Origin of the sequence: Pseudomonas sp. (assembly GCF_017744435.1) — a bacterium.
Classification (GTDB): domain Bacteria; phylum Pseudomonadota; class Gammaproteobacteria; order Pseudomonadales; family Pseudomonadaceae; genus Aquipseudomonas.
On the sequence record NZ_JAGIBG010000074.1, the window covers coordinates 33,484 to 60,287 of the forward strand.

Annotated in this window: 22 protein-coding genes and 1 tRNA gene; 10 read left to right on the forward strand and 13 right to left on the reverse strand. The window is 63.4% G+C overall.

The features are described from left to right. Nucleotides 1-16: 16 nt before the first annotated feature. Together fadB and J7573_RS26205 are read right to left on the reverse strand one after the other, a co-directional pair. Nucleotides 17-2,164 carry a fatty acid oxidation complex subunit alpha FadB gene (gene fadB, locus J7573_RS26200; protein WP_294341644.1) on the reverse strand — a complete coding sequence of 716 codons (2,148 nt, stop codon included), beginning with the start codon at nt 2,162-2,164 and terminating at the stop codon, nt 17-19. 470 nt (nt 2,165-2,634) lie between these two features. Then, nucleotides 2,635-3,072 carry a hypothetical protein gene (locus J7573_RS26205; RefSeq protein WP_294341646.1) on the reverse strand — a complete coding sequence of 146 codons (438 nt, stop codon included), beginning with the start codon at nt 3,070-3,072 and terminating at the stop codon, nt 2,635-2,637. A gap of 110 nt (nt 3,073-3,182) precedes the next feature. Here J7573_RS26205 and J7573_RS26210 point away from each other — a divergent pair, with 110 nt between their 5' ends. Further along, nucleotides 3,183-3,623 carry a universal stress protein gene (locus tag J7573_RS26210; RefSeq protein WP_294341649.1) on the forward strand — a complete coding sequence of 147 codons (441 nt, stop codon included), beginning with the start codon at nt 3,183-3,185 and terminating at the stop codon, nt 3,621-3,623. A 115-nt stretch (nt 3,624-3,738) separates the two neighbouring features. On the opposite strand, the gene J7573_RS26215 is transcribed toward J7573_RS26210, so the two are convergent. Next, nucleotides 3,739-5,667 (reverse strand): ATP-binding cassette domain-containing protein, encoded by a 1,929-nt coding sequence (locus J7573_RS26215; protein ID WP_294341652.1) that lies wholly within the window; start codon nt 5,665-5,667, stop codon nt 3,739-3,741. Between the two features lie 222 nt (nt 5,668-5,889). Between J7573_RS26215 and J7573_RS26220 the strand changes: the two genes are divergently transcribed. Beyond that, the gene (locus J7573_RS26220) at nt 5,890-7,818 is read left to right on the forward strand and encodes a transglycosylase SLT domain-containing protein (RefSeq protein ID WP_294341656.1); all 1,929 of its coding nucleotides are present in this window, start codon (nt 5,890-5,892) and stop codon (nt 7,816-7,818) included. Between the two features lie 121 nt (nt 7,819-7,939). Here the strand turns inward: J7573_RS26220 and J7573_RS26225 are convergent, their stop codons facing one another. Together J7573_RS26225 and J7573_RS26230 are read right to left on the reverse strand one after the other, a co-directional pair. Next, nucleotides 7,940-8,743, reverse strand: coding sequence for an MOSC domain-containing protein (locus J7573_RS26225; RefSeq protein ID WP_294341659.1), 804 nt, complete (start codon nt 8,741-8,743; stop codon nt 7,940-7,942). Nucleotides 8,744-8,799: 56 nt separating this feature from the next. Further along, a complete protein-coding gene (locus J7573_RS26230; protein WP_110631238.1) occupies nt 8,800-9,735 on the reverse strand; it encodes a chemotaxis protein CheV in 936 nt (311 codons plus the stop codon). A gap of 350 nt (nt 9,736-10,085) precedes the next feature. Between J7573_RS26230 and J7573_RS26235 the strand changes: the two genes are divergently transcribed. The 3 genes from J7573_RS26235 (at nt 10,086) to J7573_RS26245 (ending at nt 12,531) form a co-directional block, all read left to right on the forward strand. Further along, a complete protein-coding gene (locus J7573_RS26235; protein ID WP_294341666.1) occupies nt 10,086-10,595 on the forward strand; it encodes a histidine kinase in 510 nt (169 codons plus the stop codon). A gap of 389 nt (nt 10,596-10,984) precedes the next feature. Further along, complete coding sequence (locus J7573_RS26240) at nt 10,985-11,875, forward strand: sensor histidine kinase (RefSeq protein ID WP_294341668.1); 891 nt, start codon at nt 10,985-10,987, stop codon at nt 11,873-11,875. Next, complete coding sequence (locus J7573_RS26245; RefSeq protein WP_294341670.1) at nt 11,872-12,531, forward strand: response regulator transcription factor; 660 nt, start codon at nt 11,872-11,874, stop codon at nt 12,529-12,531. Before J7573_RS26240 ends, J7573_RS26245 begins: the two co-directional genes overlap by 4 nt. On the opposite strand, the gene yegS is transcribed toward J7573_RS26245, so the two are convergent. Next, complete coding sequence (yegS, locus tag J7573_RS26250) at nt 12,515-13,402, reverse strand: lipid kinase YegS (protein ID WP_294341671.1); 888 nt, start codon at nt 13,400-13,402, stop codon at nt 12,515-12,517. The two genes, J7573_RS26245 and yegS, sit on opposite strands and share 17 nt — an antisense overlap. A 308-nt stretch (nt 13,403-13,710) precedes the next feature. Here yegS and J7573_RS26255 point away from each other — a divergent pair, with 308 nt between their 5' ends. Then, entirely contained in the window at nt 13,711-15,165 is a 1,455-nt protein-coding gene (locus tag J7573_RS26255; protein ID WP_294341674.1) for a mannose-1-phosphate guanylyltransferase/mannose-6-phosphate isomerase, read from the forward strand. A gap of 51 nt (nt 15,166-15,216) precedes the next feature. Next, complete coding sequence (locus tag J7573_RS26260; RefSeq protein ID WP_294341677.1) at nt 15,217-16,464, forward strand: glycosyltransferase family 4 protein; 1,248 nt, start codon at nt 15,217-15,219, stop codon at nt 16,462-16,464. Here J7573_RS26260 and glp read toward each other — a convergent pair. Next, complete coding sequence (gene glp / locus J7573_RS26265) at nt 16,453-17,679, reverse strand: gephyrin-like molybdotransferase Glp (RefSeq protein WP_294341678.1); 1,227 nt, start codon at nt 17,677-17,679, stop codon at nt 16,453-16,455. The genes J7573_RS26260 and glp overlap by 12 nt on opposite strands. Further along, entirely contained in the window at nt 17,663-18,202 is a 540-nt protein-coding gene (gene moaB / locus J7573_RS26270) for a molybdenum cofactor biosynthesis protein B (protein ID WP_294341679.1), read from the reverse strand. Before moaB ends, glp begins: the two co-directional genes overlap by 17 nt. Nucleotides 18,203-18,370: 168 nt before the next feature. Between moaB and J7573_RS26275 the strand changes: the two genes are divergently transcribed. Then, nucleotides 18,371-18,592 (forward strand): YgdI/YgdR family lipoprotein, encoded by a 222-nt coding sequence (locus J7573_RS26275; protein WP_110631211.1) that lies wholly within the window; start codon nt 18,371-18,373, stop codon nt 18,590-18,592. An 81-nt stretch (nt 18,593-18,673) separates the two neighbouring features. After that, nucleotides 18,674-18,750: transfer RNA gene (locus tag J7573_RS26280), tRNA-Pro, on the forward strand. 52 nt (nt 18,751-18,802) lie between these two features. Here J7573_RS26280 and mqo read toward each other — a convergent pair. The 3 genes from mqo to J7573_RS26295 all read right to left on the reverse strand — a co-directional run bounded on the left by mqo (nt 18,803) and on the right by J7573_RS26295 (nt 24,143). Further along, on the reverse strand, nt 18,803-20,386 hold the full coding sequence (gene mqo / locus J7573_RS26285) for a malate dehydrogenase (quinone) (RefSeq protein ID WP_294341685.1): 1,584 nt from the start codon (nt 20,384-20,386) through the stop codon (nt 18,803-18,805). Nucleotides 20,387-20,573: 187 nt separating this feature from the next. Beyond that, nucleotides 20,574-22,190: a methyl-accepting chemotaxis protein gene (locus tag J7573_RS26290; RefSeq protein WP_294341688.1), complete on the reverse strand. Its 1,617-nt coding sequence runs from the start codon at nt 22,188-22,190 to the stop codon at nt 20,574-20,576. A gap of 189 nt (nt 22,191-22,379) precedes the next feature. Further along, nucleotides 22,380-24,143, reverse strand: a complete 1,764-nt coding sequence (locus tag J7573_RS26295; RefSeq protein ID WP_294341692.1) for an ABC transporter transmembrane domain-containing protein — start codon at nt 24,141-24,143, stop codon at nt 22,380-22,382. Nucleotides 24,144-24,345: 202 nt separating this feature from the next. Here J7573_RS26295 and J7573_RS26300 point away from each other — a divergent pair, with 202 nt between their 5' ends. Further along, entirely contained in the window at nt 24,346-24,519 is a 174-nt protein-coding gene (locus J7573_RS26300; RefSeq protein ID WP_294341695.1) for a PA1571 family protein, read from the forward strand. A gap of 88 nt (nt 24,520-24,607) precedes the next feature. Here J7573_RS26300 and pdxB read toward each other — a convergent pair whose 3' ends face one another. Together pdxB and tusA are read right to left on the reverse strand one after the other, a co-directional pair. Continuing rightward, nucleotides 24,608-25,750, reverse strand: a complete 1,143-nt coding sequence (gene pdxB / locus J7573_RS26305) for a 4-phosphoerythronate dehydrogenase PdxB (RefSeq protein WP_294341699.1) — start codon at nt 25,748-25,750, stop codon at nt 24,608-24,610. A 60-nt stretch (nt 25,751-25,810) separates the two neighbouring features. Further along, nucleotides 25,811-26,053, reverse strand: a complete 243-nt coding sequence (tusA, locus tag J7573_RS26310) for a sulfurtransferase TusA (RefSeq protein ID WP_027919534.1) — start codon at nt 26,051-26,053, stop codon at nt 25,811-25,813. Nucleotides 26,054-26,804: the final 751 nt, after the last annotated feature.

Below are 26,804 nucleotides of genomic sequence, written 5' to 3' on the forward strand. Positions count from 1 at the left end.
CTAGCTCGTTGACCACTCAGTTGAAGAAGCGCTGGCCGTTCTTGGCCATTTCACGCAGCTTCGCGGTCGGGTGGTACAGCGGCCCCAGGTCGGCGTACTGGTCGGCCAGGGCAACGAATTCGGCCACACCGATCGAGTCGATGTAACGCAGCGCACCACCACGGAATGGAGGGAAACCAATGCCATAGACCAGGCCCATGTCGGCTTCGGCAGCGGTTTCGACGATGCCGTCTTCCAGGCAGCGCACGGTCTCCAGGCACAGTGGCACCATCATCCAGTTGATGATGTCTTCGTCGGTCACTTCACGCTGCTCGAAGACGATCGGCTTGAGCACATCCAGCACGGTGGCGTCGAAGACTTTCTTCGGCTTGCCGCGCTTGTCGGTCTCGTAGGCGTAGAAGCCCTTGCCGTTCTTCTGGCCCAGGCGGTTAGCCTCGTACAGGGCGTCGACGGCCGAGCGGCGCTCGTCCTTCATGCGGTCCGGGAAGCCTTCGGCCATCACGTCACGGCCGTGGTGGCCGGTGTCGATGCCGACCACGTCCATCAGGTAGGCCGGGCCCATCGGCCAGCCGAACTTCTCCATGACCTTGTCGATGCGCACGAAGTCCACACCAGCGCTGACCAGCTTGGCGAAACCGCCGAAGTACGGGAACAGCACACGGTTGACCAGGAAGCCCGGGCAGTCGTTGACCACGATCGGGTTCTTGCCCATCTTCTTGGCGTAGGCCACGGTGGTGGCGACGGCGACTTCACTGGACTTCTCGCCACGGATCACTTCCACCAGCGGCATCATGTGCACCGGGTTGAAGAAGTGCATGCCGACGAAGTTTTCCGGGCGCTTGAGCGCCTTGGCCAGCAGGTTGATGGAAATGGTCGAGGTGTTGGAAGCGAGAATCGCATCCTCCTTCACCTGGCCTTCCACTTCGGCCAGCACGGCCTGCTTGACCTTCGGGTTCTCGACCACAGCTTCGACGACGATGTCGACGTTGGCGAAGTCGCCGTACGACAGGGTCGGGCGAATGGCGTTGAGCGCCTCGGCCATTTTCGCCGGTGTCAGGCGGCCCTTTTCGACGCGATTGCCGAGCAGCTTGGAGGCCTCGTTCAGGCCCAGCTGGATGGCCTCCTCGCGGATGTCCTTCATCAGGATCGGGGTGCCCTTGACCGCCGACTGGTAGGCGATGCCGCCACCCATGATGCCGGCACCGAGTACGGCGGCCTGCTTCACGTCGTGGGCGATTTCGTCATGGGCCTTGGCCTTGCGCTTCAGTTCCTGGTCATTCAGGAACAGGCCGATCAGGCTTTCGGCAACCGAGGTCCTGGCCAGCTTGGCGAAGCCTGCGGCCTCGACTTCCAGGGCCTTGTCGCGGCCGAAGTTGGCGGCCTTCTGAATGGTCTTGATGGCTTCGACCGGCGCCGGGTAGTTCGGGCCAGCCTGGCCAGCAACGAAGCCCTTGGCGGTCTCGAAGGCCATCATCTGCTCGATGGCGTTGAGCTTGAGCTTTTCCAGCTTGGGCTGGCGCTTGGCCTTGTAGTCCAGCTCGCCGCTGATGGCGCGCTTGATCAGGTCCAGGGCGCCGGCCTGCAGCAGCTCAGGGGCGACCACGGCATCGACGGCACCGACTTTCAGGGCGTCTTCGGCACGGTTTTCCTTGCCAGCGGCGATCCACTCGATGGCGTTGTCCGAGCCGATCAGGCGCGGCAGGCGCACGGTGCCGCCGAAGCCTGGGTAGATGCCCAGCTTGACTTCCGGCAGGCCGATCTTGGCGCTGCTGGACATGACCCGGTAGTCGGCTGCCAGGCACATTTCCAGGCCGCCACCCAGGGCGATACCGTTGATGGCCGCCACGGTCGGCACTTCGAGGTCTTCGAAGGCGTTGAAGATGCGGTTGGCTTCCAGGTTGCCGGCAACCAGTTCGGCCTCGGGCAGCTTGAAGTTGTCGACGAACTCGGTGATGTCGGCGCCGACGATGAACACGTCCTTGCCACTGCTGACGATCACGCCTTTCACCGAGGCGTCGGCCTTGATGGCGTCGACGGCCTGGCGCAGCTCGTCCAGGGTCAGGCGATTGAACTTGTTGACGGACTCACCCTTGAGGTCGAACTTCAGTTCGACGATGTCGCTTTCAAGAGCCTTAACCGTGATGGCTTTACCTTCGTAAATCATCAACTGATCTCCACGATATGGAAGCTGAACTGTACACGCCGATCGCTGGTGGAAGAGTAGGTCTTGCCGCCCTTGCCCCAGGCACACCCGTCAGCGCGCTAGTCGGGATTCTGTATGAGCGGTATGACATACAAACGCTCAATTCATACGCCCGTTTGATTTGGGTATGCACACATTCTCCGAAAAGATCGGCGTTGTCAAATGCTCCCGAACGGGGTGAAAACGCGACTTTCCGGTCATTTTGTATCGCCGGAGGCCAAAACATGATGACAGTGATTGCCGATCATTCATGTGAGCGATTGACTACAAGGAGACGGCCAGCGCTGCAATTTTTTCATGCAACCGGCCAGGCAATGGCTACACTGCGACTGGATTCAAGAATTTCCCGGCCTGCCTGGCCTTTTCTGCGCTGCAGAAACGACAAAGCGGCAACCTGGTAGCTACCGGGTTGCCGCTTTGTCGTTATGCCATCAAGCCAGGGTGTCGAAGGCGTGGGCAATATCCTGCAATACAGATTCATCACCGCGCTCGCTCCAGTACAGGGCGATCATGCGCTTGTCGGCCTCGACCTTGTAGACGGTCTCCGGCAGGCGCGCAAACACCTCGTTCAGGCGCGGTTCTTCGCACACTTCCTTCCACTGGTTCCACCAGACGCCGGGGCTGACCTGCCAGTAGCTCCAGCTGTCTTCGTGCCCCCGGCGGCGCCCGCGATGGTACTGTGGGCACGGGCTCGGCGGCTCCTGCTCAAACCAGTGCGGCCACTGCTGCGGTGCCAGCTGCATGGCCAGGCCCATGCGCCGCGCCTCCAGGCGCAGGCTCATCTGCTGCCCCTGCTTGCGCGACAGGCGCAACCAGGAAAGCGGACTGAGAATCAGCGCAAGGATTGACACCACTAGCCATACCGTCATATCTGTAGATTCCATAAAGCGTTGCAAATGAGCGGGTTACTCAGTATTCACGGATGACCTGCCGGAAAGCGACCATACTTCTACTATCGCGATTGTCAGGAGTACAGCTCATGTCCTACGAACATCTTCTGGTCGCTGTCGACCTTACCGAAGAATGCGACCCGGTGATCAAACGTGCCATGGCGCTGGCGGCACCGTCGAATGCCAAGGTCTCGCTGGTGCATATCGTCGAACCGATGGCCATGGCCTTTGGTGGCGACGTGCCGATGGACCTATCGCAACTGCAACAGCAGCAGTTCGACCAGGCCAAGGAGCGCATGGACCGGCTGTTCAACAAGTACCCCGACATCAACCGTGGCGACTCGCACCTGACCTACGGCCAGCCGCGCCAGGAAATCCACCAGCTTGCCAAGGAGCAGCACTGCGACCTGATCGTGGTCGGCAGCCATGGCCGCCATGGCCTGGCATTGCTGCTGGGCTCCACCGCCAATGACGTGCTGCACGGCGCACCGTGCGATGTGCTGGCGGTGCGCCTGCAGAAGAAAGAGTGATGTAACCAGGGCCGGCCCTTTCGCGGGCAAACCCGCTCCCACAGGGTTTTGCAATACCTGTGGGAGCGGGTTTATCGAGGCGTCGAACCGCCGCAAAGAGGCCAGTGAGGACTGATCAGCCTTCCAGCTCAGCCCACCGCTCTACCAGCGCATCCAGCTCGCCTTGCAGCTTCTCGATCCTGGCCAGCACTGCCGAGGTTTCGGCAATCGGCCGCTGATAGAAGCCGGCAGCGTTTACTTCCTCCTGCGCCTCGGCCATGCGCTGCTCGACCTCGTCGATCTGCCCCGGCAGCATCTCCAGCTCGCGCTGCAGCTTGTAGCTGAGCTTCTTCTTCGAAGCATCCGCCACCGGCGCGGCTGGCGCAGGCGTTGCCACTTCCACCGGCTTTTCGACCACGGCACTGTTGAGCTCGGACTTGCCACTCTTGCTCTCGGTCACGCCGAGCAGCTTCGCCGAACCACCTTGGCGGATCCAGTCTTCGTAGCCACCGACATACTCGCGCACCTTGCCCTCACCTTCGAACACCAGCGTGCTGGTAACGACGTTGTCGAGGAAGGCCCGGTCGTGGCTGACCATCAGCACGGTACCCTTGTAGTTGGACAGCACCTCTTCGAGCAGCTCGAGGGTTTCCACATCCAGGTCGTTGGTCGGCTCGTCGAGCACCAGCAGGTTGGCCGGCTTGCTGAACAGCTTGGCCAGCAGCAGACGCGCACGCTCGCCACCGGACAGCGCCTTGACCGGCGTGCGCGCACGCTGCGGGCTGAACAGGAAATCACCGAGGTAGCTCAGCACATGGCGGTTCTGGCCATCGATCTCGATGAAGTCGCGGCCTTCGGCGAGGTTGTCGATGACGGTCTTTTCCAGATCGAGCTGATGGCGCATCTGGTCGAAGTAGGCCACTTCCAGCTTGGTGCCGCGCTCGACCTTGCCTGCGGTAGGCTCCAGGTCACCGAGCATCATCTTCAGCAGGGTGGTCTTGCCGGTACCGTTGGCACCCAGCAGGCCGATACGGTCCTGGCGCTGCAGGACCATGGAGAAGTCCTTGACCAGCAACGGCCCATCGGCGTGATGGAAGCTGACGTTCTCCAGCACCATGACTTGCTTTCCGGACTTGTCCGCCGCCTCGATCTGGATGTTCGCCTTGCCCTGGCGCTCGCGACGCTCGCTACGCTCCACGCGCAAGGCCTTGAGGGCACGCACGCGGCCTTCGTTACGGGTACGGCGGGCCTTGATGCCCTGGCGAATCCACACTTCTTCCTGGGCCAGGCGCTTGTCGAACAGCGCATTGGCAGTCTCTTCGGCGGCCAGCGCGGCCTCCTTGTGCACCAGGAAGCTGGCGTAGTCGCCGTTCCAGTCGATCAGGCCGCCGCGGTCCAGTTCGAGGATGCGCGTGGCGAGGTTCTGCAGGAAGGAACGGTCGTGGGTAATGAACAGCACGGCGCCGTTGAAGCCGCGCAGGGCTTCTTCGAGCCAGGCGATGGCACCGATGTCCAGGTGGTTGGTCGGTTCGTCGAGCAACAGCAGGTCAGGCTCGGACACCAGCGCCTGGGCCAACAGCACACGGCGGCGCCAGCCACCGGAGAGCTCGGCCAGGGTCTTGTCGGCGGGCAACTGCAGGCGGCTCAGGGTGCTTTCCACCACCTGCTGCAGGCGCCAGCCGTCGCGGGCCTCCAGTTCGTGCTGGACGTGCATGAGTTTTTCCAGGTCGTCATCGCCCTGGATGTTCTGGCTCAGGTGATGGAACTCGGCCAGCAACTCGCCAACGCCATCCAGGCCTGCCGCGACCACGTCGAACACCGTGCGCTCGTCGGCAACCGGCAGCTCTTGTGGCAGCTCACCGATCTTCAGGCCAGGGGCGCGCCAGATCTCGCCGTCGTCGCCCTTCTGCTCGCCCTTGACCAGGCGCAGCATGCTCGACTTGCCGGTGCCGTTGCGGCCGATGATGCACACCCGCTCGCCACGGGCGATCTGCCAGGACACTTTGTCCAGCAGCGGCATCGCGCCGAATGCGAGGGACACATCGCTGAATTTGAGCAGGGTCATGTTCGTCTCCAGAAAGCGGGCGCGCATTCTACCTGACTTGGCCCTTTCCGGCATTAAGTTGACTACCGCACAGGGGCTTGGCGACACCCGGTCGGCGTTAACGCCCGGTTACAAGCACAGCGCTATCACCCGCCGCCGGCAAACGGCTAAGCTAAGGCAATCAGATTTCAACAGTGCTGGCTTCGCCGTCACTTCCCCATGGTTCAACTGCCCGGACGTATCATGCGCAGCCGCCTGTTACAGATTGCTTCCTGCCTGCTGCTCACCGCCGCCACTGCCAGTGCGGCGCAGGCCACCGACCTTTCCACGCAACGCCAGTACTACGACGAGGCCAAGCGTGCGCTGGCCAAGGGCGACAAAGGCCCTTACCTGCGCTACGCCCAGCAACTGCGCGATTACCCGCTCACGCCGTACCTGGCATACGACGAACTGACCGCGCGCCTGAAGACCGCCAGCAACGAGGAAATCGAAGGTTTTCTGGCCAAGCACGGCGACCTGCCCCAGGCCAACTGGATGAAATTACGCTGGCTGCGCTGGCTGGCCGAACGCGGCGAGTGGAACACCTTCGTCAAGTATTACGACCCCAAGCTCAATTTCACCGAACTGGACTGCCTCAATGGCCAGTACCAGTTGAGCCACGGCCAGCGCACCGAAGGCTTCGCCAGCGCCGAAAAACTGTGGAACGTCGGCAAGACGCAACCGGCTGCCTGCGACACCCTGTTCGGCATGTGGGCCGCAGAAGGCCAGCTGACCGAGGCCAAGCGCTGGAACCGCGCCAAGCTCGCGGCCCAGGCGCGCAACTACTCGCTGGCCAACAGCCTGGTGCAGGGCCTGACCACGCTCGGGCCGCAGGGCCGGCTGCTGATCGACGTGGCACAGAAACCCGAGCTGCTCAACCAGCCGTCGCGCTTCACCCCGGCCAACGAGGCCATGTCCGACGTGGTCAGCCTCGGCCTGCGCCGCCTGGCCCGGCAAGACCCCGACCGGGCCATGGAGATGCTCGACGACTACGCCCAGCGCATGCATTTCTCGCGTGACGAGAAGGTCGCCATCGCCCGCGAGATCGGCTTGACCCTGGCGCGCCGTTACGACCCGCGCGCGCTGGACCTGATGACCCGCTACGACCCCGAACTGCGCGACAACACGGTCAGTGAATGGCGCCTGCGCCTGCTGCTGCGCCTGGGCCGCTGGGAAGACGCCTACGAGCTGACCAAACGCCTGCCGCAGGACCTGGCCAGCAGCAACCGCTGGAAGTACTGGCAAGCACGCACCCTGGAGCTGGCCCAGCCGAACAACCCGCAGATTCCGTTGCTGTACAAGAACGTGGCGCGCGAGCGTGACTTCTACGGTTTTCTCGCGGCTGACCGGGCAAAAACCCCTTACCAGTTGAACAACAAGCCACTGCTGCTGAGCCCGCAACTGGTCAACAAGGTGCGCAACACCCCTGGCATTCAGCGCGCCCTGGAGTTCCACGCCCGCGGCCAGGTCGTCGAAGGCCGCCGCGAGTGGTACCACGTCAGCCGCCACTTCACCCGCGACGAAATGGTCGCCCAGGCACGCCTGGCCTACGACATGCACTGGTACTTCCCGGCCATCCGCACCATTAGCCAGGCGCAGTACTGGGACGACCTGGATATCCGCTTCCCGATGGCCTACCGCGACACCCTGGTACGTGAAGCCAAGGTGCGCGGGCTGCACTCGAGCTGGGTGTTCGCCATTACTCGCCAGGAAAGCGCCTTCATGGAGGATGCCCGCTCCAGCGTCGGTGCCAGCGGCCTGATGCAGGTGATGCCGGCCACCGCCAAGGAGACCGCACGTAAATTCAGCATCCCGCTGGCTTCGCCGCAGCAGATGTTCAACCCGGAGAAAAACATTCAGGTCGGTGCGGCCTACCTGAGCCAGGTGCACGGCCAGTTCAACGGCAACCGGGTGTTGGCGTCGGCCGCCTACAACGCCGGGCCGGGGCGCGTGCGGCAGTGGCTCAAGGGCGCCAAGCACCTGAGCTTCGACGTGTGGGTGGAGTCGATCCCGTTCGACGAAACGCGCCAGTATGTGCAGAACGTGCTGTCGTACTCGGTGATCTACGGGCAGAAGCTCAATGTGCCGCAGCCGCTGGTGGACTGGCATGAGCGGTATTTCGATGACATGTGATCGTTGCTGAGCCTGTACCAGCCCCTTCGCGGGTGAACCCGCTCCCACATGGACTGCACAGATTCTGAAAACTGTGGAAGTCCTGTGGGAGCGGGTTCACCCGCGAAGAGGCCGGTTCGGGTTATTCGAGCACTTCGACTTCCATCCCCACCTCAAGCCAACCTGCGCCATCCACGGCCAGGTTCTGCCCGAACAGGATATCCCCCTCCCTCTCGCGGAAGGTCTTCAAAGTCGTCAACGGCTCACGGTCGACACTGCGCTCCCCGGTCGCCGGGTCGAGCGTGGTGAAGATGCACCGCACACTCGGCTTGAGCACTCGAAACTCCAGCGCACCAATGCGAATCCGCTTCCAACCGTCCTCGGCAAACGGCTCAGCCCCCTGCACCACCAGGTTCGGCCGAAAGCGCAGCATCTCCATGGGCCGGCCAATCCGCCGGTTCAACTCATCCAGTGAACCTTGCCCGATCAGCAATAACGGAAAGCCATCAGGGAAAGCTGCACGGTCGCTGTTCAGGCCATAGCCGTTGGGCAGGTAGCGTGCCCGCTGCTCCGGGCAATGCACCAGGCGCACCGCCTTGCCGAGCCATTGCGACAGCCAGGCAGCCACCTCGTCGCCCGCATCGGGCACGCGCAAGGTATCGCGCCAGATGGTCACACCACGCAGCGCATCGTCCGCAGCGGGCACCGCCACACGCAGTGGCGCTTGCCCAGGCAGCTCCAGCAGCAACTCGCCAGCCTCCCCCGCGCTGGCCTTGAGCTGGCCCAGCTGTGGCCAGGCTCGCTGGGTGAGGAAGCGTCCGTTCTCTTCCTCGACCACCATCCAGCGTCGATCGCCCTGCAACCCCAGAAGGCCCACCGGCGAACCCTGCAGGCATTGCGCCTGCCCCGACTTCACCGGGTATCGATACAACTCACTGAGAAACATCCCTGCCTGCCTCATGCCTTGTCAAAAGCCAAGCTTATACCTGGCCGGCAGCGGGATCACGCGTTACGGGTATCCAGCAGCAGGCGCTGCTTGACCACATCGACCAGGCGATCAGGCTGGAACTTGGAGAGGAAATTGTCACAACCGACCTTTTTCACCATCGATTCGTTGAAGCTGCCCGACAACGAAGTGTGCAGCACCACGTAGAGCTTGCGCAGGCGTGCATCGCTGCGAATCTCGGTAGTCAGTCGGTAGCCATCCATCTCCGGCATTTCCGCATCGGTGAAGACCATCAACAGTTTCTCGCAGACGTCCTCCCCGGCATCAGCCCAGCCCTTGAGCAGGCGCAGGGCCTTCAGGCCATCACTGGCCACATGCAGCTTCACCCCGAGTTGCGACAGGGTATCGCGCAGTTGCGCCAGCGCCACGCTGGAGTCATCCACCAGCAGCACTTCACGGCCACGCGCGCGCGCCAGCACCGGGTCGGCCAGCTTGTCGCCGGAGACCCGGGCGTTATAGGGCACGATCTCGGCCAGCACCTTCTCCACATCGATCACCTCGACCAGCTTGTCGTCCACTTTGGTAATAGCGGTCAGGTAATGCTGGCGCCCGGCACTGGAAGGCGGCGGCATGATGGCTTCCCAGTTCATGTTGACGATGCGATCGACGCCACCCACCAGGAACGCCTGCACCGAGCGGTTGTACTCGGTGACGATGATGGTGCTGTCCGGCCCTGGCTGCAGGGGGCGCATGCCGATCGCCTGGGACAGGTCAATCACCGGCAAGGTCTGCCCACGCAGGTTGACCACACCACAGACGAACGCGTGGCGCTGCGGCATCAGGGTCAGCTTGGGCAGCTGCAGCACTTCCTGCACCTTGAATACGTTGATCGCGAACAACTGGCGACCGGCCAGGCGGAACATCAGGATTTCCAGACGGTTCTCACCCACCAGCTGCGTGCGTTGGTCTACCGTGTCGAGAATGCCAGCCATTGGAAAACCCCCAGGGTTGTAACGAAAAATAGGAAATGATCCGTTCTATATCGGCGCATTCCCGAGCATCTTGACCCTCGCGAAAAAATGCCCCGCAAGGCAATTGATATCACATTGGCATCATGATTTACTGCGACATGCCCCGCTTGGATCCATTTCAGTGCAACCTGCCGCACCCTAGGCCCTATCAGGGAAACCCCTAGGAGCAATCAGGTGCAACCTGCTGTTCGCGATATCCTTTAGCCATTAATGTGACGCCATTCTCACTGCATGAATGGAGTCAGGCTTTTGCTAGCGATCGACATGGCGTGGCCATCCCCTGCTCCAGCCCAACGCGCCGGAGTGACTTGATGGACAGCAGCGTCTCCAACATCGACACCCTGCAGGACTTCCTGCTGGATGCCCAGGTCTTGCTGACCCAGTCCCAGGAATGCCTGCAGCACCTGGAACTGATCCGCAATGATCCGGACGCCTGCCAATGCCTCAACAACGCCCTCCAGACCCTGGCCCGACGCGCCGGCACCCTGGGCCTGCTCGAAGTCGCCCATTATGCAAGCGTCCTGCACCAGCTGCTCGCCCCGGCCTGCCAGCAGCAGTGCCTGGACAACGCAGCCCTGCCCACGCTGAATGCCTGCCTGACCTTGCTGGCCTGGCAACTGGAACTGGTCGACCTGCACACCGGCCGGCTCGCCCTCGATACCTGCGAGCAGGTGACGCTACTGAGCGAACTGGCAGCCGCCCTGAATCAGCCATTGCCGCAAACGTGTGCGTCTTGCAACGATAACGGCAACCACTGCGTGCATCCGCATTCAACGGTACCTGCCAGATCTCCAGCCAGCCGGACCGCGCTGCGCCACTAGCCGGCTTGGCAAACGCAACTAAGCACAGGGTTGAAAGCGCAAAAGAGGCCGAACTTGTGGCGTTCTCCACTAGTTCAGCCCCTTGCACTTGAGCGGTCTTTTGCAAGTTGAACTTGCGGCGATCATCACTCGCCTCAGTAGTGGCACTTTGATACCTGCCGACCCTGCCGAGCCCCTCTCCCGAGCCCGGAAATGCTGAGGTTTCAGAGCATTACCCAGCCGCGACCAAATTGAACCGAAGTGTTAAGATGCGCGCAAACAAATGCCGGTCGGCCACCTATGTATCGCATCGAACCGCGCTCGCCATTTGTTGCAAGCACAACGCCAAAGCCTCTAGCAAGAGCTGTGCACGAACCCCATCAGCAAGACTTCAGTGGCTTCTCAATTTTATGTTCCCACGCTTGAAGATATCTCTGCGCTGCCGTTCACGCGCCACCTTGCTGCGCTGGGCGACGGCCATGCTGTGCGTGGTGTCCCTGCTTGCCAACCTGGCCCTGTTTACCGGCGGGCACGGCATGCCTGCCAGTCTGTTGTTGCTGCAACTGGTGGCCACGCTTGGCGTCTGCTGGCACCTGAGCCACGGTGCCAAGTCGATCAGCCTGCGCCCGGCCGAGCTGGCCGGGCGCATGCTCAAGGTCCAGGAAAGCGAGCGCCAGCACCTGAGCCGCGAACTGCACGACGACATCGGCCAGCTGCTCACCGCTGCCAAGATGCAGCTGGAATGGTTGCAACGCCGCGTACCGAACGACTTGCAGGCGCACTGTGGCAGCTTGCGCAGCACCCTCGAAGACACCCTGAGCAAGGTGCGCGACGTTTCCGCCATCCTCAACCCGCGGCAACTGGCCAGCCTGGGTCTCGAGGCCAGCCTGCGGGCGCACCTGGTGCGCACCCTGGAAAGCACCGACGTGCACTGGAGCCTGGAATGCCATCAGCGCCTGGGCGGTATATCCGAAGAGGTCGCCATGGCGGCGTTTCGCATCACCCAGGAGGCGGTTACCAACACGCTGCGCCATGCCCGGGCTCGCAACCTGACCATCCGCCTGCAGCGCAGCGCAGCAGGGCTTGCCCTGTCGATCCAGGACGATGGCCAGGGCTTCCTCCCTGCCGCCAATCCGGCCGAAGCCGGCCAGCGCGGCATGGCCGGCATGCAGGAGCGCGCCACTGCCCTCAATGGCAGCCTGGCGATCACCAGCCAGCTCGGCCTGGGCACGACGATCGACGTACTGTTCCCATGGCCACCCCGTACCCATGAACGCGCCAGGACTACCGCTTCATCATGACCTGTAGATTGCTGCTGGTGGATGACCACTCGCTGATCCGTGCCGGGGTCCGCGCCCTGGTATCCGACATCCCCGGTTATACCGTGGTCGGCGAAGCCGATGACGGCGACCAGTTGCTCGAGCAGGTACGGCAACTGGCACCCGACATCGTCCTGCTGGACATTTCCATGCGCTCGACCAGCGGCCTCGATGCCCTCACCCAGCTGCGCGCCACGGGCAGCACCTGCAAGGTGCTGATCCTGTCCATGCACACCGACCCGGACCTGATCATGCGAGCGCTGGAGAGCGGCGCCCACGGCTACCTGCTCAAAGATGCCACGGCGACCGAGCTGGAGCAGGCCCTGGTCGCCCTGCGCAATGGCGAGCGCTACCTCAGCCCGGCCATCGCCCATACGGTGATCAACCAGGCACTGATGCGTGCCCAGCATGGCAAGCAGCCTGGCGTCGACCGCCACAACCTCACCGCACGGCAACTGGAGATCCTGCGCCTGATCGTGCGCGGCAAGTCCACCCGCGAAATCGCCGCTGGCCTGGGCCTGTCGATCAAGACCGTGGAAACCCACCGCTCACAGATCATGAAGCGCCTGCAGATCTACGATGTGGCCGGCCTGGTGCTGTTCGCCGTGCGCGAGAAGATCATCAGCCTGGATGACTGATCAGCGGTGAATTCGGCGGCAAGTGCAGGCGCAACGCCGCCGGCACCGCCGCAAATCGCAGGCTGTCGGCCTGCAGGGGCTCGCCATCGAGGTTGATGTCCAACCCCTGCGAACAGGTGATCTCGACCCAGGGCAAACGTGCCCGCACGAACAACCCCTCACCCGCCAGCAAATCACGCAGTGCGCCGACCATTTCCTGGGGTGCCGGCAGGATGGCGATGTCGAGCAGGCCATCATCGACCTGTGCATCCGGGCACAACACTTGCCCACCGCCGGCCTGGCGACCATTGCCGATCCCCAGCGCCAGCAAGTCGCCCTGCCAGTCGAACCCCGGCCCTGACAGCTCGACCGAGGCGGCCTGCAGCTCGCTGAAGCGCGACAGCCCGGTGAACAGGTAGGCCGCGGCGCCGAGCATTTTCTTCAGGTCTTCAGAGGTGCTGGCGGTAACCTGGCTGCCGAAACCGCCTGTGGCCATGTTCAGGAACAATTGGCCGCCCACCTGGCCCAGGTCGATCGGCCGTGGCGGTAGCTCCAGCAATGCCAGGGCCTCGGCAGGTTCCAGTGAAATACCGGCGGCCCTGGCGAAGTCATTGGCGGTTCCCAGCGGCAGCAGTGCCAGGCTGGCTTCGCTGCGCGCCTGGCCCATGGCCTCGGCGACGTCTCGCAAGGTGCCGTCACCGCCGCCTGCGATCACCTGGCTGTACCCGGCCGCCAACGCTTCGCCAACCAGCCGCCGGGCATCGCCGCCTTCCCAGGTCACCCGCACATCCAGCGTCCAGCCACGCTCGCGCAGGGCGCCCACCGCCTGGCGCACTGCCTCGTTCATGGCCTGCTTGCCATGCAGGATCAAGATTGCCTTGCGCTCTGGCATCGCGTGTCTCCGTGGCGATCGTTCGGTCCAGATCTCGACCACAAACAGGGCCAAAATGCTGCACGGCGCAGGCAAATCTGCTCTAGATCGCGCATTGACCGAGCGCAAGGTCGAGCAAAAAAACGGTCAGATTCACATAAATATCATTGAAAGCTTTTCTCATCAGGCGCATGATCGACAAATATTTGGCCTTCATGGACGAAGCTTTAGTTAAAAGTCGGTTTTTTGACTTTTCCGCCAAAACCGTGACAGGTCGCGAAGTTCCCCTTCACTGCGCTGTAGCCAGCGCCATGAGTCGAGGCTGTGAAATGAGCGTTCTGATCCCCTGCATCATCGCCGGCGGTGCCGGTACCCGCCTGTGGCCGGTTTCTCGCGAAGCCATGCCCAAACCCTTCATGCGCTTGCCCGATGGCCAGAGCCTGCTGCAGAAAACCTTCATCCGCGCTGCGGCGCTACCGGGCGTCGAACGGATACTGACGGTGACCAACCGCGAAGTGTTCTTCCGCACCCAGGACGAGTACCGCCAGGTCAACCCGGGCAACCTCGCCCTCGACTACCTGCTGGAAACCAACGGCCGCAACACCGCGCCCGCGATCGCTGCAGCCGCGCTGCACTGTGCCAGGCATTACGGTAACGACAGCGTGCTGCTGGTGATGCCGGCCGACCACCTGATCCAGGACGCCGAAGCCTTCGCCACCGCCGTCGAGCACGCCCGGCAACTGGCCAACGATGGCTGGCTGGCCACCTTCGGCCTGCTGCCCAGCCGCGCCGAAACCGGCTTCGGCTACATCGAGCAAGGCGAGGCAATCGGCAAGCATGCGCATCAGGTCAGCTGCTTCGTGGAGAAGCCCGATGCCCTGACCGCCCGCGACTACCTCGAAGGCGGCCGACACCTGTGGAATGCCGGCATGTTCTGCCTGCGTGCAGGCAGCGTACTCGCCGAACTGCAGGCGCATGCCCCGGAACTGCTGGCCTGCGTGACCTGCTGCCTGGAGCAGAGCGCGACCAAGGAGGGCGACAAGGCACTGCAGGTGGAACTGGACCCGGACAGCTTCGCCCTGGCCGAGGACATCTCCATCGACTACGCCTTGATGGAGCGTTCCGACAAGGTGGCCGTGGTGCCTTGCGAACTGGGCTGGAGCGATATTGGCAGCTGGGAAGCGGTGCGCGAACTGCGTCACACCGACGACGACGGCAACCACTGCAACGGTGAAGCCGTGCTGCACGACGTGACCAACTGCTACATCGACTCGCCAAAGCGCCTGGTCGGCGCCGTCGGCCTGGACAACCTGATCGTCATCGACACCCCCGATGCCTTGCTGATCGCCGACGCCGCGCGCAGCCAGGAGGTCAAGGTGATCGCCCAGCAGCTCAAGCATCAGGGCCATGAAGCCTACCGCCTGCACCGCACCGTCATCCGCCCCTGGGGCATGTACACCGTGCTCGAGGAAGGCCCGCGCTTCAAGATCAAGCGGATCATGGTGCGCCCTGGCGAATCGCTGTCGCTGCAGATGCACCATCACCGCAGCGAGCACTGGATCATCGTCAGCGGCATGGCCTGCGTGACCAACGGCGAAGAAGAGTTTCTGCTCGACACCAACGAGTCGACCTTCATCAAACCCGGCCGCACTCACCGCCTGACCAACCCTGGCGTCATCGACCTGGTGATGATCGAAGTCCAGAGCGGCGAGTACCTGGGCGAAGACGACATCGTGCGCTTTACTGATATTTACGGACGCGTCCCGGCAGCAGCCATCGGTTGAGGGCTGGCGGACGCGTTTTTTGTCCGCAGCCTTCAGCGAGGTTTCCGGTTCATGCGCATTCTCTGGACTCTGCCCTACCTGCCCTGGCCCACCACCAGTGGCAGCAAGACCCGGCAATACCACCTGCTGCGCGCCCTCGCGCAGCAGGGCCACCGGATCACCTTGCTGGTCCAGTCGAAGATCCCCTTGTGCGATGCCGCCCGCGAAGCCCTCGAACCCTTGCTCGAACGCTTGATCGTACTGCCCCGGCGCCCATTGCACAGCCCGCTCAACCTGCTCGCCTCGCCCATCATCGATTACCCGATGCGGGCCATCATCAACGGCCTGGCCCCTGGCTTGCGGCACCAGTTCGAGCAGTTGCTGGACGAAGCCTGGGACGTCATCCAGATCGAGCACAGCTACAGCTTCCAGCCGTTCGAAAAAGCACTGCAGGCACGCGAACTGCCCTACATGCTCAGCGAACACAACCTGGAATCAGTGACCGGTGCCGCTTGCCATGACCGCCTGCCGCTGTGGCTACGCCCGCTCAACGCCTTCGACCGTTGGCGCTATCGACGCTGGGAGCAGCGCGTGCTGCGCCAGCCCACCGAAGTGGTGGCGGTGAGCCCGCATGATGCCGAGCTGATCAGCCAGGTCAGCGGCCGCCCGGTCAATGTGGTGGTCAACGGCGTCGATTGCGATTACTACCAGAACGTCCATCCAGCCCTGCACAGCCAGCGCCTGCTGTTCGTGGGCAACTTCGAGTACGCCGCCAATGTCGAGGCCATCGAATGGGCCCTGGAAGAAATCCTGCCCCAGGTGTGGATGAGCAATCCGGCGGTACGCCTGGCCATCGCCGGGCATGCCCTGCCGATCAGCTGGAAATTGCGCTGGAACGATCCGCGCATCGAGTGGGTCGGCTATCGCCCTGATCTGCGCGAACTGCAACGCCGTTCCGCGCTGTTCTTTGCACCCTTGCGCTATGCCGGTGGCTCCAAGGTGAAGATCCTCGAAGCCATGGCCGCCGGGCTGCCGGTGATCAGTACCGGCAAAGGCGTATCAGGCCTGGCCGCCAACAACGGCGAGCATTACCTGGGCAGTGACGACGGCGACCAGTTGGCGCTGCTGGTTACACAACTGCTCAACCAGCCGTGGCGCATGTGCCAATTGAGCGAGGCCGGCCGCCAGTTTGCCCGCAATCGCCACGACTGGAGCGTGGCCGCCCAGCAACTGGAAACGGTGCACATGCGCCTTACCCAGTCGGCACCGGCCGACGCCACCCAGGGCGGTGGCGCCTGGCTCGGTCGCTCAGCCGAGTAGTTCGCTCAGCGGTATGAACGGCACGCTGTCGCCCGGCTTCGGCGTGCTGCCTTCACGCACCTCCACCAGCCCCTCGGCCCAGGCCGCGCTGCGCAGCACACCGGAGCTCTGGTTCTTGTAGATGCGCACCTGGCCATTGTCGATGCGCGCGCGCAGGTACTCACGGCGGGTGCCGGCCTTGGTCCATTCGAACCCGGCCGGGACATCGAAGCGTAGCGGCGTGACATCGGCCACGCCCTGGCGGCGCAGCAGGTACGGCCGCGTCAACAGGCCGAAGGTCACCAGGGTCGATGCCGGGTTGCCGGGCAGGCCGATCACCGGCACACCGCGGTAATGCCCGAAGGTCAGTGGCTTGCCAGGCTTGATCGCCAGCTTCCACAACGCCAGTTCGCCAGCCTCCCGCAGTGCGGCGCCGAGGTAGTCGGCCTCGCCCACGGAAACGCCGCCGGTGGACAGGATCAGGTCGACATCGCCCAGGCCACCCAGGCACTCGCGGGTACGTTCCAGGTCATCAGGGAGAATGCCCATGTCGCGCACTTCGCAACCCAGCCGCTGCAGCCAGCTGACCAGCAAACGCCGGTTGCTGTTGTAGATCTGCCCCGGGCCCAGGGGCAGGCCAGGCTCGACCAGCTCATCGCCGGTGGACAGCACCGCCACCCGCACCCGCCGCACCACCTGCAACTGCGCATGGCCAAGGGTCGCCGCCAGGCCCAGTTCGATAGGCCCGAGCCGCGTACCCGCGACCATCACCTGCTCGCCCTTGCGGGTTTCCTGGCCCTGCGGGCGTACGTTCTGATCAGGCATCAGCGCTTCGCGGAAGCGCACCCGGCCATCCTCCAGCACCTCGGTGTTTTCCTGCATCTCGACGCAGTCGGCACCTGCCGGCATCGGTGCACCGGTGAAGATCCGTGCGCAAGTGCCGGGCTGCAAAGGTTCGGGCGCGTGCCCGGCGAAGATCCGCTGGCTGACCGGCAGAGGCTCGCCCTGCAGGTCGGCCAGGCGCAAGGCGTAACCGTCCATGGCGCTGTTCGGCCACGGCGGCAGGTCGAGCGTGGCCACCAGATCGATGGCCAACACGCGGCCTTCGGCTTCGGCCAGCGAGACGCTTTCGGTTTCCGTGACTGGCGCGGCCTCGGCCAGTGCCAGCAGGCGCTCCAGGGCTTCTTCCACCGGCATCAGCGGCCGGGCAACGGGGGCCTCAGCCACGGCTGTCACAGGCCGCTACCTGCTTCAGGTGGGCGACGAAATTGCACGGCCGATGGCGGGCATCCAGCTGTTCGGCAAGGATGCCGTCCCAGCCGGTGCGCACGGCATTGGTCGAGCCCGGCAGGCAGCACACCAGGGTGCCGTTGGCCAGGCCGGCCAGAGCACGGGATTGCACGGTGGAGGTGCCGATATCGGCCACGGAAATCTGCCGAAACAGTTCGCCGAAGCCCTCGACCTGCTTGTCGAGCAGGCAGGCGACCGCTTCCGGCGTGCTGTCACGGCCGGTAAAGCCGGTACCCCCGGTGATCAGCACCACCTGCACGCTGTCGTCAGCGATCCAGGTGGCGACCTGGGCGCGGATCTTGTACAGGTCGTCCTTGAGCAGCACACGCGCAGCCAGTGTGTGGCCAGCGGCGGTGAGGCGGTCGACGAACGTCTGCCCGGAGGTGTCGGTTTCAAATGTGCGGGTGTCGCTGACCGTGAGCACGGCAATGTTCAGCGCCACGAAGGGGGTATCTGCCTTGGCTTTCATGGGTGTCCGTCGCAGGGAAAGGGGATGGGCGCAGTTATATCACAGGCGGCCGTGCAGGCAGTCACAGGTCAATGACCCAGGCTTGCCGCTATGCTGGAATGTAAAAGGAACTTGCGTGGACGCCCTGCGTCATAAAGTCATCTTGCACCATCGCACTGGAGAAACACGATGATTCAACGGACCCTTCCCGCCTTCCTGCTCGCCCTGGGCCTTGGCGCCCTCGCCGGCTGCGCATCGCCGACCGTGATCACCCTGAACGACGGCCGCGAAATCCAGGCAGTGGATACCCCCTCCTATGACGAGGACTCCGGTTTCTACGAATTCGAACAGCTTGACGGCAAGCGCACGCGCCTGAACAAGGACCAGATCCGCACCGTCAAGGAGCTCTGATCCGGGTGCTTTTTCTGGCATAAGCCCTTTTAACTACAAGGGCTTGTGCCCGAAAAATCTATGCAGTAGGATTTTGTTCATCGGAGTGTAGCGCAGCCAGGTAGCGCGTCTCGTTCGGGACGAGAAGGCCGCAGGTTCGAATCCTGTCTCTCCGACCAGAATCCTCATCAAAAAGCCCGCCTTGCGCGGGCTTTTTGTTGTCTCGCGAAACTAGTTGACCGCAGTCACCTGCTCCGCCTGCACCGGCACATGCAGCAACTGCAGGCGCGAGCTGCTCCACTCGCGGGTGCGGTTGGTCAGCTCGATGTCGTTGTTCAGCTTCTGCCCATAGCTCGGCACGATTTCCTTCAGGCGCGCCTGCCACTCCGGCGTCTTGACGCGGTCCTTGAAGGTCTTCTCAAGCACCGTCAGCATGATCGGCGCGGCCGTCGAGGCGCCCGGCGAAGCCCCCAGCAGCGCGGCAATGCTGCCATCCTGCGCGGCCACCACTTCAGTACCGAACTGCAGAATACCGCCGAGTACCGGGTCCTTCTTGATCACCTGCACACGCTGGCCAGCCTGCAGCAGCTTCCAGTCCTCGTTCCTGGCATTGGGGAAGTACTCGCGCAAGGCATGCATGCGGTCGTCGAAGCTGAGCATCAGCTGGCCCATCAGGTAGGTGCTGAGGTCGAAGTTATCGATCCCTGCGTTCACCATCGGCAGGACATTGTGGCTGGTCAGGGAGGCGAACATGTCCAGCAACGACCCGTGCTTGAGGTACTTGGTGGAGAAGGTCGCGAACGGGCCGAACAGCAGCACTTCCTGGCCATCGATCACCCGCGTGTCCAGGTGGGGGACCGACATCGGTGGCGCCCCGACCGAAGCCTTGCCATACAGCTTGGCCTTGTGCCGGGCGACGATGTCTGGGTTGTCGGTCATCAGGAACTGGCCACCGACCGGGAAGCCTGCATAACCCTCCGCTTCAGGGATGCCTGATTTCTGCAGCAACTTCAACGCGCCGCCACCGGCGCCGATGAACACGAAGCGGGCATTGACGCTGGCCTCCTTGCCGCCGTGGGCAAGGTCAGCCACCACCACCTTCCAGGTGCCATCTGCGTTACGCACGATATCGCGCACTTCATGGCTCAGGTTCAGCGTGACGTTGGGGTTGCGGGTCATCGAGGCAAACAGCTGGCGGGTGATCTCGCCAAAGTTCACGTCGGTCCCCATGGCCATGCGCGTGGCGGCCACGCGCTGTTGCGGGTCACGCCCTTCCATCACCAACGGCACCCACTTGCGGATCTGCTCGTGGTCTTCGCTGATCTCCATGCCACGGAACAGCGAGCTGTGCTGCAAGGCGGCAACGCGCTTGTGCAGGAAGGCGATGTTCTCGTCACCCCAGACGAAGCTCATGTGCGGCACGTTGTTGATGAACGACTTGGGATTGCTGAGTACGCCCTGCTCGACCTGGTAGGCCCAGAACTGCTTTGAGATCTCGAACTGCTCGTTGACCCCGACGGCCTTGCTGATGTCGATGCTGCCGTCTTTGCCTTCGCTGGTGTAGTTCAGCTCGCAGAACGCCGAATGGCCGGTACCGGCGTTGTTCCAGGCGTTGGAGCTCTCTTCGGCGACTTGGCCCATGCGCTCGTAGACGCCGACCTTCCAGTTCGGTTCCAGCTCGGTGAGGTAGGTACCCAGGCTCGCGCTCATGATGCCGCCACCAATCAGCAGCACATCGACGGTCTTTTCGGAGTCCTCGGGTTTGGAGCAGCCGATGACGCCCAGGCAGAGGAACGTCAGCAGGAATTTCTTCATTGATGTTGTCCAGTTGTTGTGTACACGCGCGCCGCACAGAGCAGGGAGCGTGCCAACTGGGTTCGGGCCAATGAATACGAGTGTGACAGCGGGTCGCATGGCGACATTCCGCCACAGTGAGAACGGTTTTTTCCTGCTCGATGGCGGGTTTCCCCCAGGGGGGCCGCTGCGCGGCCCCGGCCATTGATCAGGCTGTCAGCCGCGAGGTGACCTCACCCAACTGCCCCGACAGCCCATGCAGGCGCTGCCCAGCCTGCTCGGTATGCTGCACCGCTTCCTGGTTGGCGGTGGCAATCCGGGTGATTTCGATCAGGTTGCGCGAAATGTCTTCGGCCACGCTGGTCTGCTCTTCGGCCGCCGTGGCGATCTGCCGGTTCATGTCGCGAATCGCCTCCACCGCCAGGGTGATGCGCTGCAGCATCTGCCCGGCCTGCTGCACCTGCTCGGCGCCCTCCTCGCTGCGCTGCTGGCCGCTCTCGATGGCCTTGACCGCCTCCACCGCGCCAGACTGCACGGCTTCGATGATCTGGTGAATCTCGGCAATCGATGCCGCCGTGCGCTGGGCCAGGCTGCGCACCTCATCGGCGACCACGGCAAAGCCACGCCCGGCCTCCCCTGCACGGGCCGCCTCGATGGCGGCATTGAGCGCCAGCAGGTTGGTCTGCTCGGCGATGCCACGGATCACTTCCAGCACCTTGCCGATGCGGGAGCTGTCATTTTCCAGGTCGCGGATCACCGCAGCAGTGCCGGCGATCTCGCGGTTGACCACGCCAATGATGTCGATGGTCTGCTGCATCACCTGCTCGCCCGCCTGGGCACTGTGGTCGGCATCGTCGGCGGCACGTGCGGCCTCGGCGGCGTGGCGGGCCACCTCCTGGGCAGTGGCAGACATCTCGTGCATGGCCGTGGCCACTTGATCGGTGCGCTGGAACTGGTCGTGGGTGCCACGGGCCATGTCCCCGGCAATGTTGCGCAACTGGCCACTGGCGCCTTCCAGTTCCTGGGCGTTGTCCTTGAGGCGACCAACGGTCTCGGCGAGGAAATCGCGCAGCGTATTGGCGGCACGCGCCAGGCGGCCCAGTTCGTCCTCGCGACGGCTGTCGACGCGGGCAGCGAAGTGGCCCTGGCTGAGTTGCGCCACGTATTCGATCAGTTGGCGGATCGGCTCGATCAGGCTGCGGTTGAGCAGCCACAGGCTGAGCAGGCCGACCAGCAATGCCGACCCCAGCATCACCAGCACACCCAGCCACACGGTGCGTTCGGCACCGGCATTGATCTCGGCGGCACGCCCACGGGCGTCGGCGCGCAATTGCTCGACCAGCGCGCTCATCTGCTCGCTGGCCGCCCGGTCCACGCCCTTCACCGCCTGGTCGCCGGCTACCGGATCGCCACCGGCCGCCAGAAATGCCTGACGCCCGTGTTCATAGGCCTGGCCGAGCTGGCGGTGGCTGTCACGCAGTTGCTGCAGCGGTGCCTTGAGCTTGGCATCGCTGCTGTCGATCAGCTCTCCAAGCAGTTGCTGAACCTGCTGCTCACGGGCCTGGAACTGCTGCCAGTACTTGTCCAGCTCGGCCGGCTGGCGGCCACGCAGCAGCACGTTCTTCCATTCCTGCACCTGGATCTTGAACTGCAGGTTGGCTTCATCGATCAATTGCGAAGCCCTCAGCGGCCCGTCCACCAGTTCGCCGTAGCCACGCACGCTGGAGGACAGAAACTGGAAGCACACCAGGGCGATCAGCAGCATCGCCGCCAGGCTGCCACCAAGCAGGGTGAGAATTTGCACTCGGAGTGATTTACGCAACATCGCGGATCTCGGGAACAAGGAATAAGAAAACGGCGCGCCGTTGCAGCGCCGCGACAGACATCCTTGTCCTCGTTCGCAGGCCAAAAAAAAGCTGCCATCGATCGATAGCAGCCAGGTCGAGCACTTACGCAACAGTTGAAATCAATACTCTCAGGCAATTGCTACAGAATTGTTACAACTGCGCGACACTCAGCCCGTGGTGAACTGCAGCTCGGCCAGGCGAGCGTAAAGCGGGCTTTCCTCGATCAGCTGCCGGTGCGTGCCGACCGCGACCACACGCCCCTTGTCGACCACCGCGATGCGGTCGGCGTGCTGCACCGTGGCCAGGCGGTGCGCGATGACCAGCGTGGTACGCCCGGCCATCAGGCTCGGCAGGGCCTGCTGGATCAGGTGCTCGCTCTGCGCATCGAGGGCGCTGGTAGCTTCGTCGAGCAGCAGGATCGGCGCATCCACCAGCAGCGCCCGGGCGATTGCCAGGCGCTGCTTCTGGCCTCCGGAAAGGCCAACGCCGCCCTCGCCCAGTGGCGTCTGGTAACCCTGCGGCAGTTGCCGGATGAATTCGTCGGCATGGGCACCATGGGCTGCCGCCTCGACGTCGATCAGGGTCGCCTCGGGCCTGCCGTAGCGGATGTTGGCCTCGACCGTGCCGCGGAACAGTGACGGGTTCTGCGCCACCAGGGCGAACTGACGGCGCAGCTCGTCTGGCTCCAGCGCCGTGATCGGCTGGCCGTCGAGCAGGATGCGCCCCTGTTGCGGATCGTAGAAGCGCAAGAGCAGGTCGAACAAGGTCGACTTGCCCGCCCCCGACGGCCCCACCAACGCCACAGTCTGGCCTGGCTCGATGGTCAGGCTTAGGTGGTCGATGGCGGCCACCGTTGGCCGCGACGGATAGGCGAAGGTCAACTGCTGCAGTTCGATGCGCCCACTGGCACGCGGCTGCGCCAGCGTCATGGGGGCCTCTGGCGCCAGGATCGTGCTGCTCGCCGCCAGCAGTTCGGCGATGCGCTCGGCGGCCCCGGCAGCGCGCTGCAACTCGCCGATCACTTCACTCAGGGTGCCAAAGGCGCTGCCGACGATCAGGCTGTAGAACACGAACGCTGCCAGCTCCCCTGCAGAAATGCGCCCGGCGATCACATCCATGCCCCCCACCCACAACATGACGCCAACCGCGCCCAGCACCAGCACGATCACCAGGGTGATCAGCCAGGCACGCTGGGCGATACGTTGCCGGGCCACGGCAAACGCGGCCTCCACCGTACCGGCGAACAGCTCGCGGTCGCGTGCCTGGTGGTTGTAGGCCTGCACGGTCTTGATCTGCCCCAGGGTCTCGGCCACATAGCTGCCGACATCGGCCACCCGGTCCTGGCTCTGCCGCGACAGGCTGCGCACCCGCCGGCCGAAGAGCAGGATCGGCGCCAGCACCAGCGGCAATGCCACAACCACAATGCTGGTGAGCTTGGGGTTGGTGATGAACAGCAGTACCACGCCTCCGATCACCATCAGCGCATTGCGCAGGAACATCGACAGCGACGAGCCGATCACCGACTGCAGCAAGGTCGTATCGGCAGTCAGCCGTGACTGGATCTCGGAACTGCGGTTGTCCTCGAAAAAGCCCGGGTGCAAGCCCACCAGGTGGTCGAAGACCGCGCGGCGGATGTCGGCAACGCAGCGCTCACCGATCCACGACACCAGGTAGAAGCGGCTGAACGTGCCTGCCGCCAGGGCCAGCACCAGCACCAGGAACAGACCGATGGTCTGGTTCAACTGGTGCGCTGAGCGGGTCATGAAACCCTGATCGACCAACAGGCGGATGCCCTGGCCCATGGACAGGGTGATGCCGGCGGTGACGACCAGCGCCAGCAAGGCCAGCAGTGCCTGACGACGGTACGGACGCATGAACTGCCAGGCCAGGCGCAGGGCACGGCGTTGGCGAGAAGAAGCCGAATCGGGCATGGCATGAACCAGGAAAGCAGGAAGATTGAAGACTACCATTCATCCACACTGGGAGTGCCTATAACCCATCGTTCTAACAGGCCTCTGGAGCTTTGCCGCGCTTTCTGTTGGACTGTGCAGGCCTTGGTGCCCGTCAAATTTTGTAACCGGCCAGTCATGGCACAGGTTTAACCTGAGCCAGAACCTGATGAGGAGATACTCAATGAGCTTGCAGCATGGTAGCGACACCGTGAAATCGCAGAAAAAACCGCAACCCAAGGCCTGTGGTTCGATCATCGACGCCCAGGGCCGTGAGATCGAGATCACCGAGCAGATGATCCAGCAGGCCTGCAAGGACCTGGAAGACAGCCGCGTGAAGAAAGTACGTCAGGGCTGAAGCACGAATCCTTTGAAACCCGGCTTTATGCCGGGTTTTTTGTTTTCACCTGCACCCGCGAAGGGGCCGGTGCAGGTTTATCGGGCAATCAGGCCAACACGCCGCCCAAGGCATTGACCATCTGCGCCAACTGCGGCGCCTCGCCCCTTACGCGCACCGCCAACCCTTCGATCTCCCGCCGTGGCGGATACTGCTTGCGCAACTGGTCGAACGCCGCCCGCTGCTCGGCCACATCGTCACTCAGGCTGCGACGGAAATCGGCATCATCACGCCGTGGGTCATACACCGCCCGGCATAGCGTCGCCAGGGCCCAGGCAGGTTCCGCACTGCCGTCCAGCTCGATGTGCGCCAACGGCGGCGGCGGCAGCAAATCGGCCAACTGCACGTTTTCGGCTTCGCCCAGGTAGCGGCACAAGGCCTGATAGATCTGCGCCGTGCCACGCTGGCGGCCATCCAGGCTGTAGCCGGCAATGTGCGGCGTGGCCAGGGTGCACAGGTCTGCCAGTTGCAGGTCGACCTGCGGCTCGCCTTCCCAGACATCGAGCACTGCGTGCACGTCTTCGCGATCCAGCAGCAGCTCGCGTAGCGCCGCGTTATCCACCACCGGCCCACGACTGGCGTTGATCAGCCAGGCACCGGGGCGCAGTTGCGCCAGCTGCGCTTCGCCGAGCAGGTGCCAGGTCGGATGCTCACCGCCCCGTTGCAGCGGGGTGTGCAGGCTGATCACGTCGCACTGTTCAAGGATCGTCGCCAGGCTGACGAATTCGCCGCCCTCGGCGGCCTGGCGCAGCGGGTCGCAGACCAGCACCTTCCAGCCCAGGCCGTGCAGCACACGCACCAGGCGACCACCGACTTCGCCGGCACCGACCACACCGTAGGTGCGTTGCGCCAGTGCCACGCCATCCAGGTCGGCCAGGGTCAGCAGGCTGCCCAGCACGTAATCGACCACGCCACGGGCATTGCAGCCCGGCGCGCTGCTCCAGTGGATGCCGGCTTCGGCGAAGTAGTCCAGGTCCAGATGGTCGGTACCGATGGTGCAAGTGCCGACAAAGCGCACCTTGCTGCCTTCGAGCAATTGCCGGTCGACCTTGGTCACCGAGCGCACCAGCAGCACATCGGCGTCCTTGACGCTGGCGGCGTCGAGGCTGCGGCCGGGATAACGGCGGATCTCGCCGAAGCCTTCGAAGAAGGCATCGAGCAGCGGGATATTCTCGTCGGCAACTATCAGCATGGCGCTCTCCTGTCTGGGGAGCGCAGTGTAGGCGCTACGCGAAGTGTGTTCCAGCGCGGTTCAGTCGGCTTTCTTGCGGATCCAGTACAGGTAGGTACCGGCTTCTTCCTGCTGCTGCAGCAATTCGTGGCCGAGGAAATTGCAGAACTTGGGGATGTCACGGCGGGTCGACGGGTCGGTAGCGATGACCTTGAGCAGGCCGCCAGCGGCCAGGTTGCGCACGTGCTGGTGCAGCATCATCACCGGCTCCGGGCAGTTCAGGCCGGTGGCGTCGAGGATGGCATCGGGGGTGAAATCAGTCATGGGGGGCTCCGCAAATGATCGCTATTGTGGCTCATCGCGCCACCAGGACCAATAGCCATTCATGAGAGCCATTTCTGACTGCTCTGCTTTTGCTCTTGCTCTGCTTTTGCTCTTGCTCTTGCTCTTGCTCTTGCTCTTGCTCTTGCTCTTGCTCTTGCTCTTGCTCTGCTTTTGCTTCTAAGCGCGCGGAAGTTCAGCAAACGCCGAATGCGACTTCAGGAGGCCGAGCGCAGGTCTTGCGAAGGGAGGTGACGGGCATGGATGCCCGTCAAGCGCTGCGGCCCAGGATGGGCCGTTCAGCGCGGTCCTCCCGGGAGCAAGGCCGGAGCGAGGGAACCCCGGAGCGCAGCGCAGGGGCCGGATGATAGGAGCCAGCGTTTTTTGGTTACTTTTTGTCGCGTTTGACAAAAAGTGACCCGCCGTAAGGGCGGAAAGGTGACTGTGCGTCGCCATCGCAAATGAATGTACTCGGAACATTCAAAACCGTCGCAGTCGAGCTTTGGCTTTTGGCTTTTGGCTTTTGGCTTTTGGCTTTTGGCTTTCAGATCAGGTGCGCATTCATTTGCGATGGTGGCGCACAGTCACCTTTCCGCCCTTACGGCGGGTCACTTTTTGACGGGGCAAAAAGTAACCAAAAACCCCTCGCTCCCATCATCCGGCCCCTGCGCTGCGCTCCGGGGTCCCCTCACTCCGGCCTTGCTCCCGGGAGGACCGCGCTGCAGGCCCCATCCTGGGGCCCAGCGCTTGACGG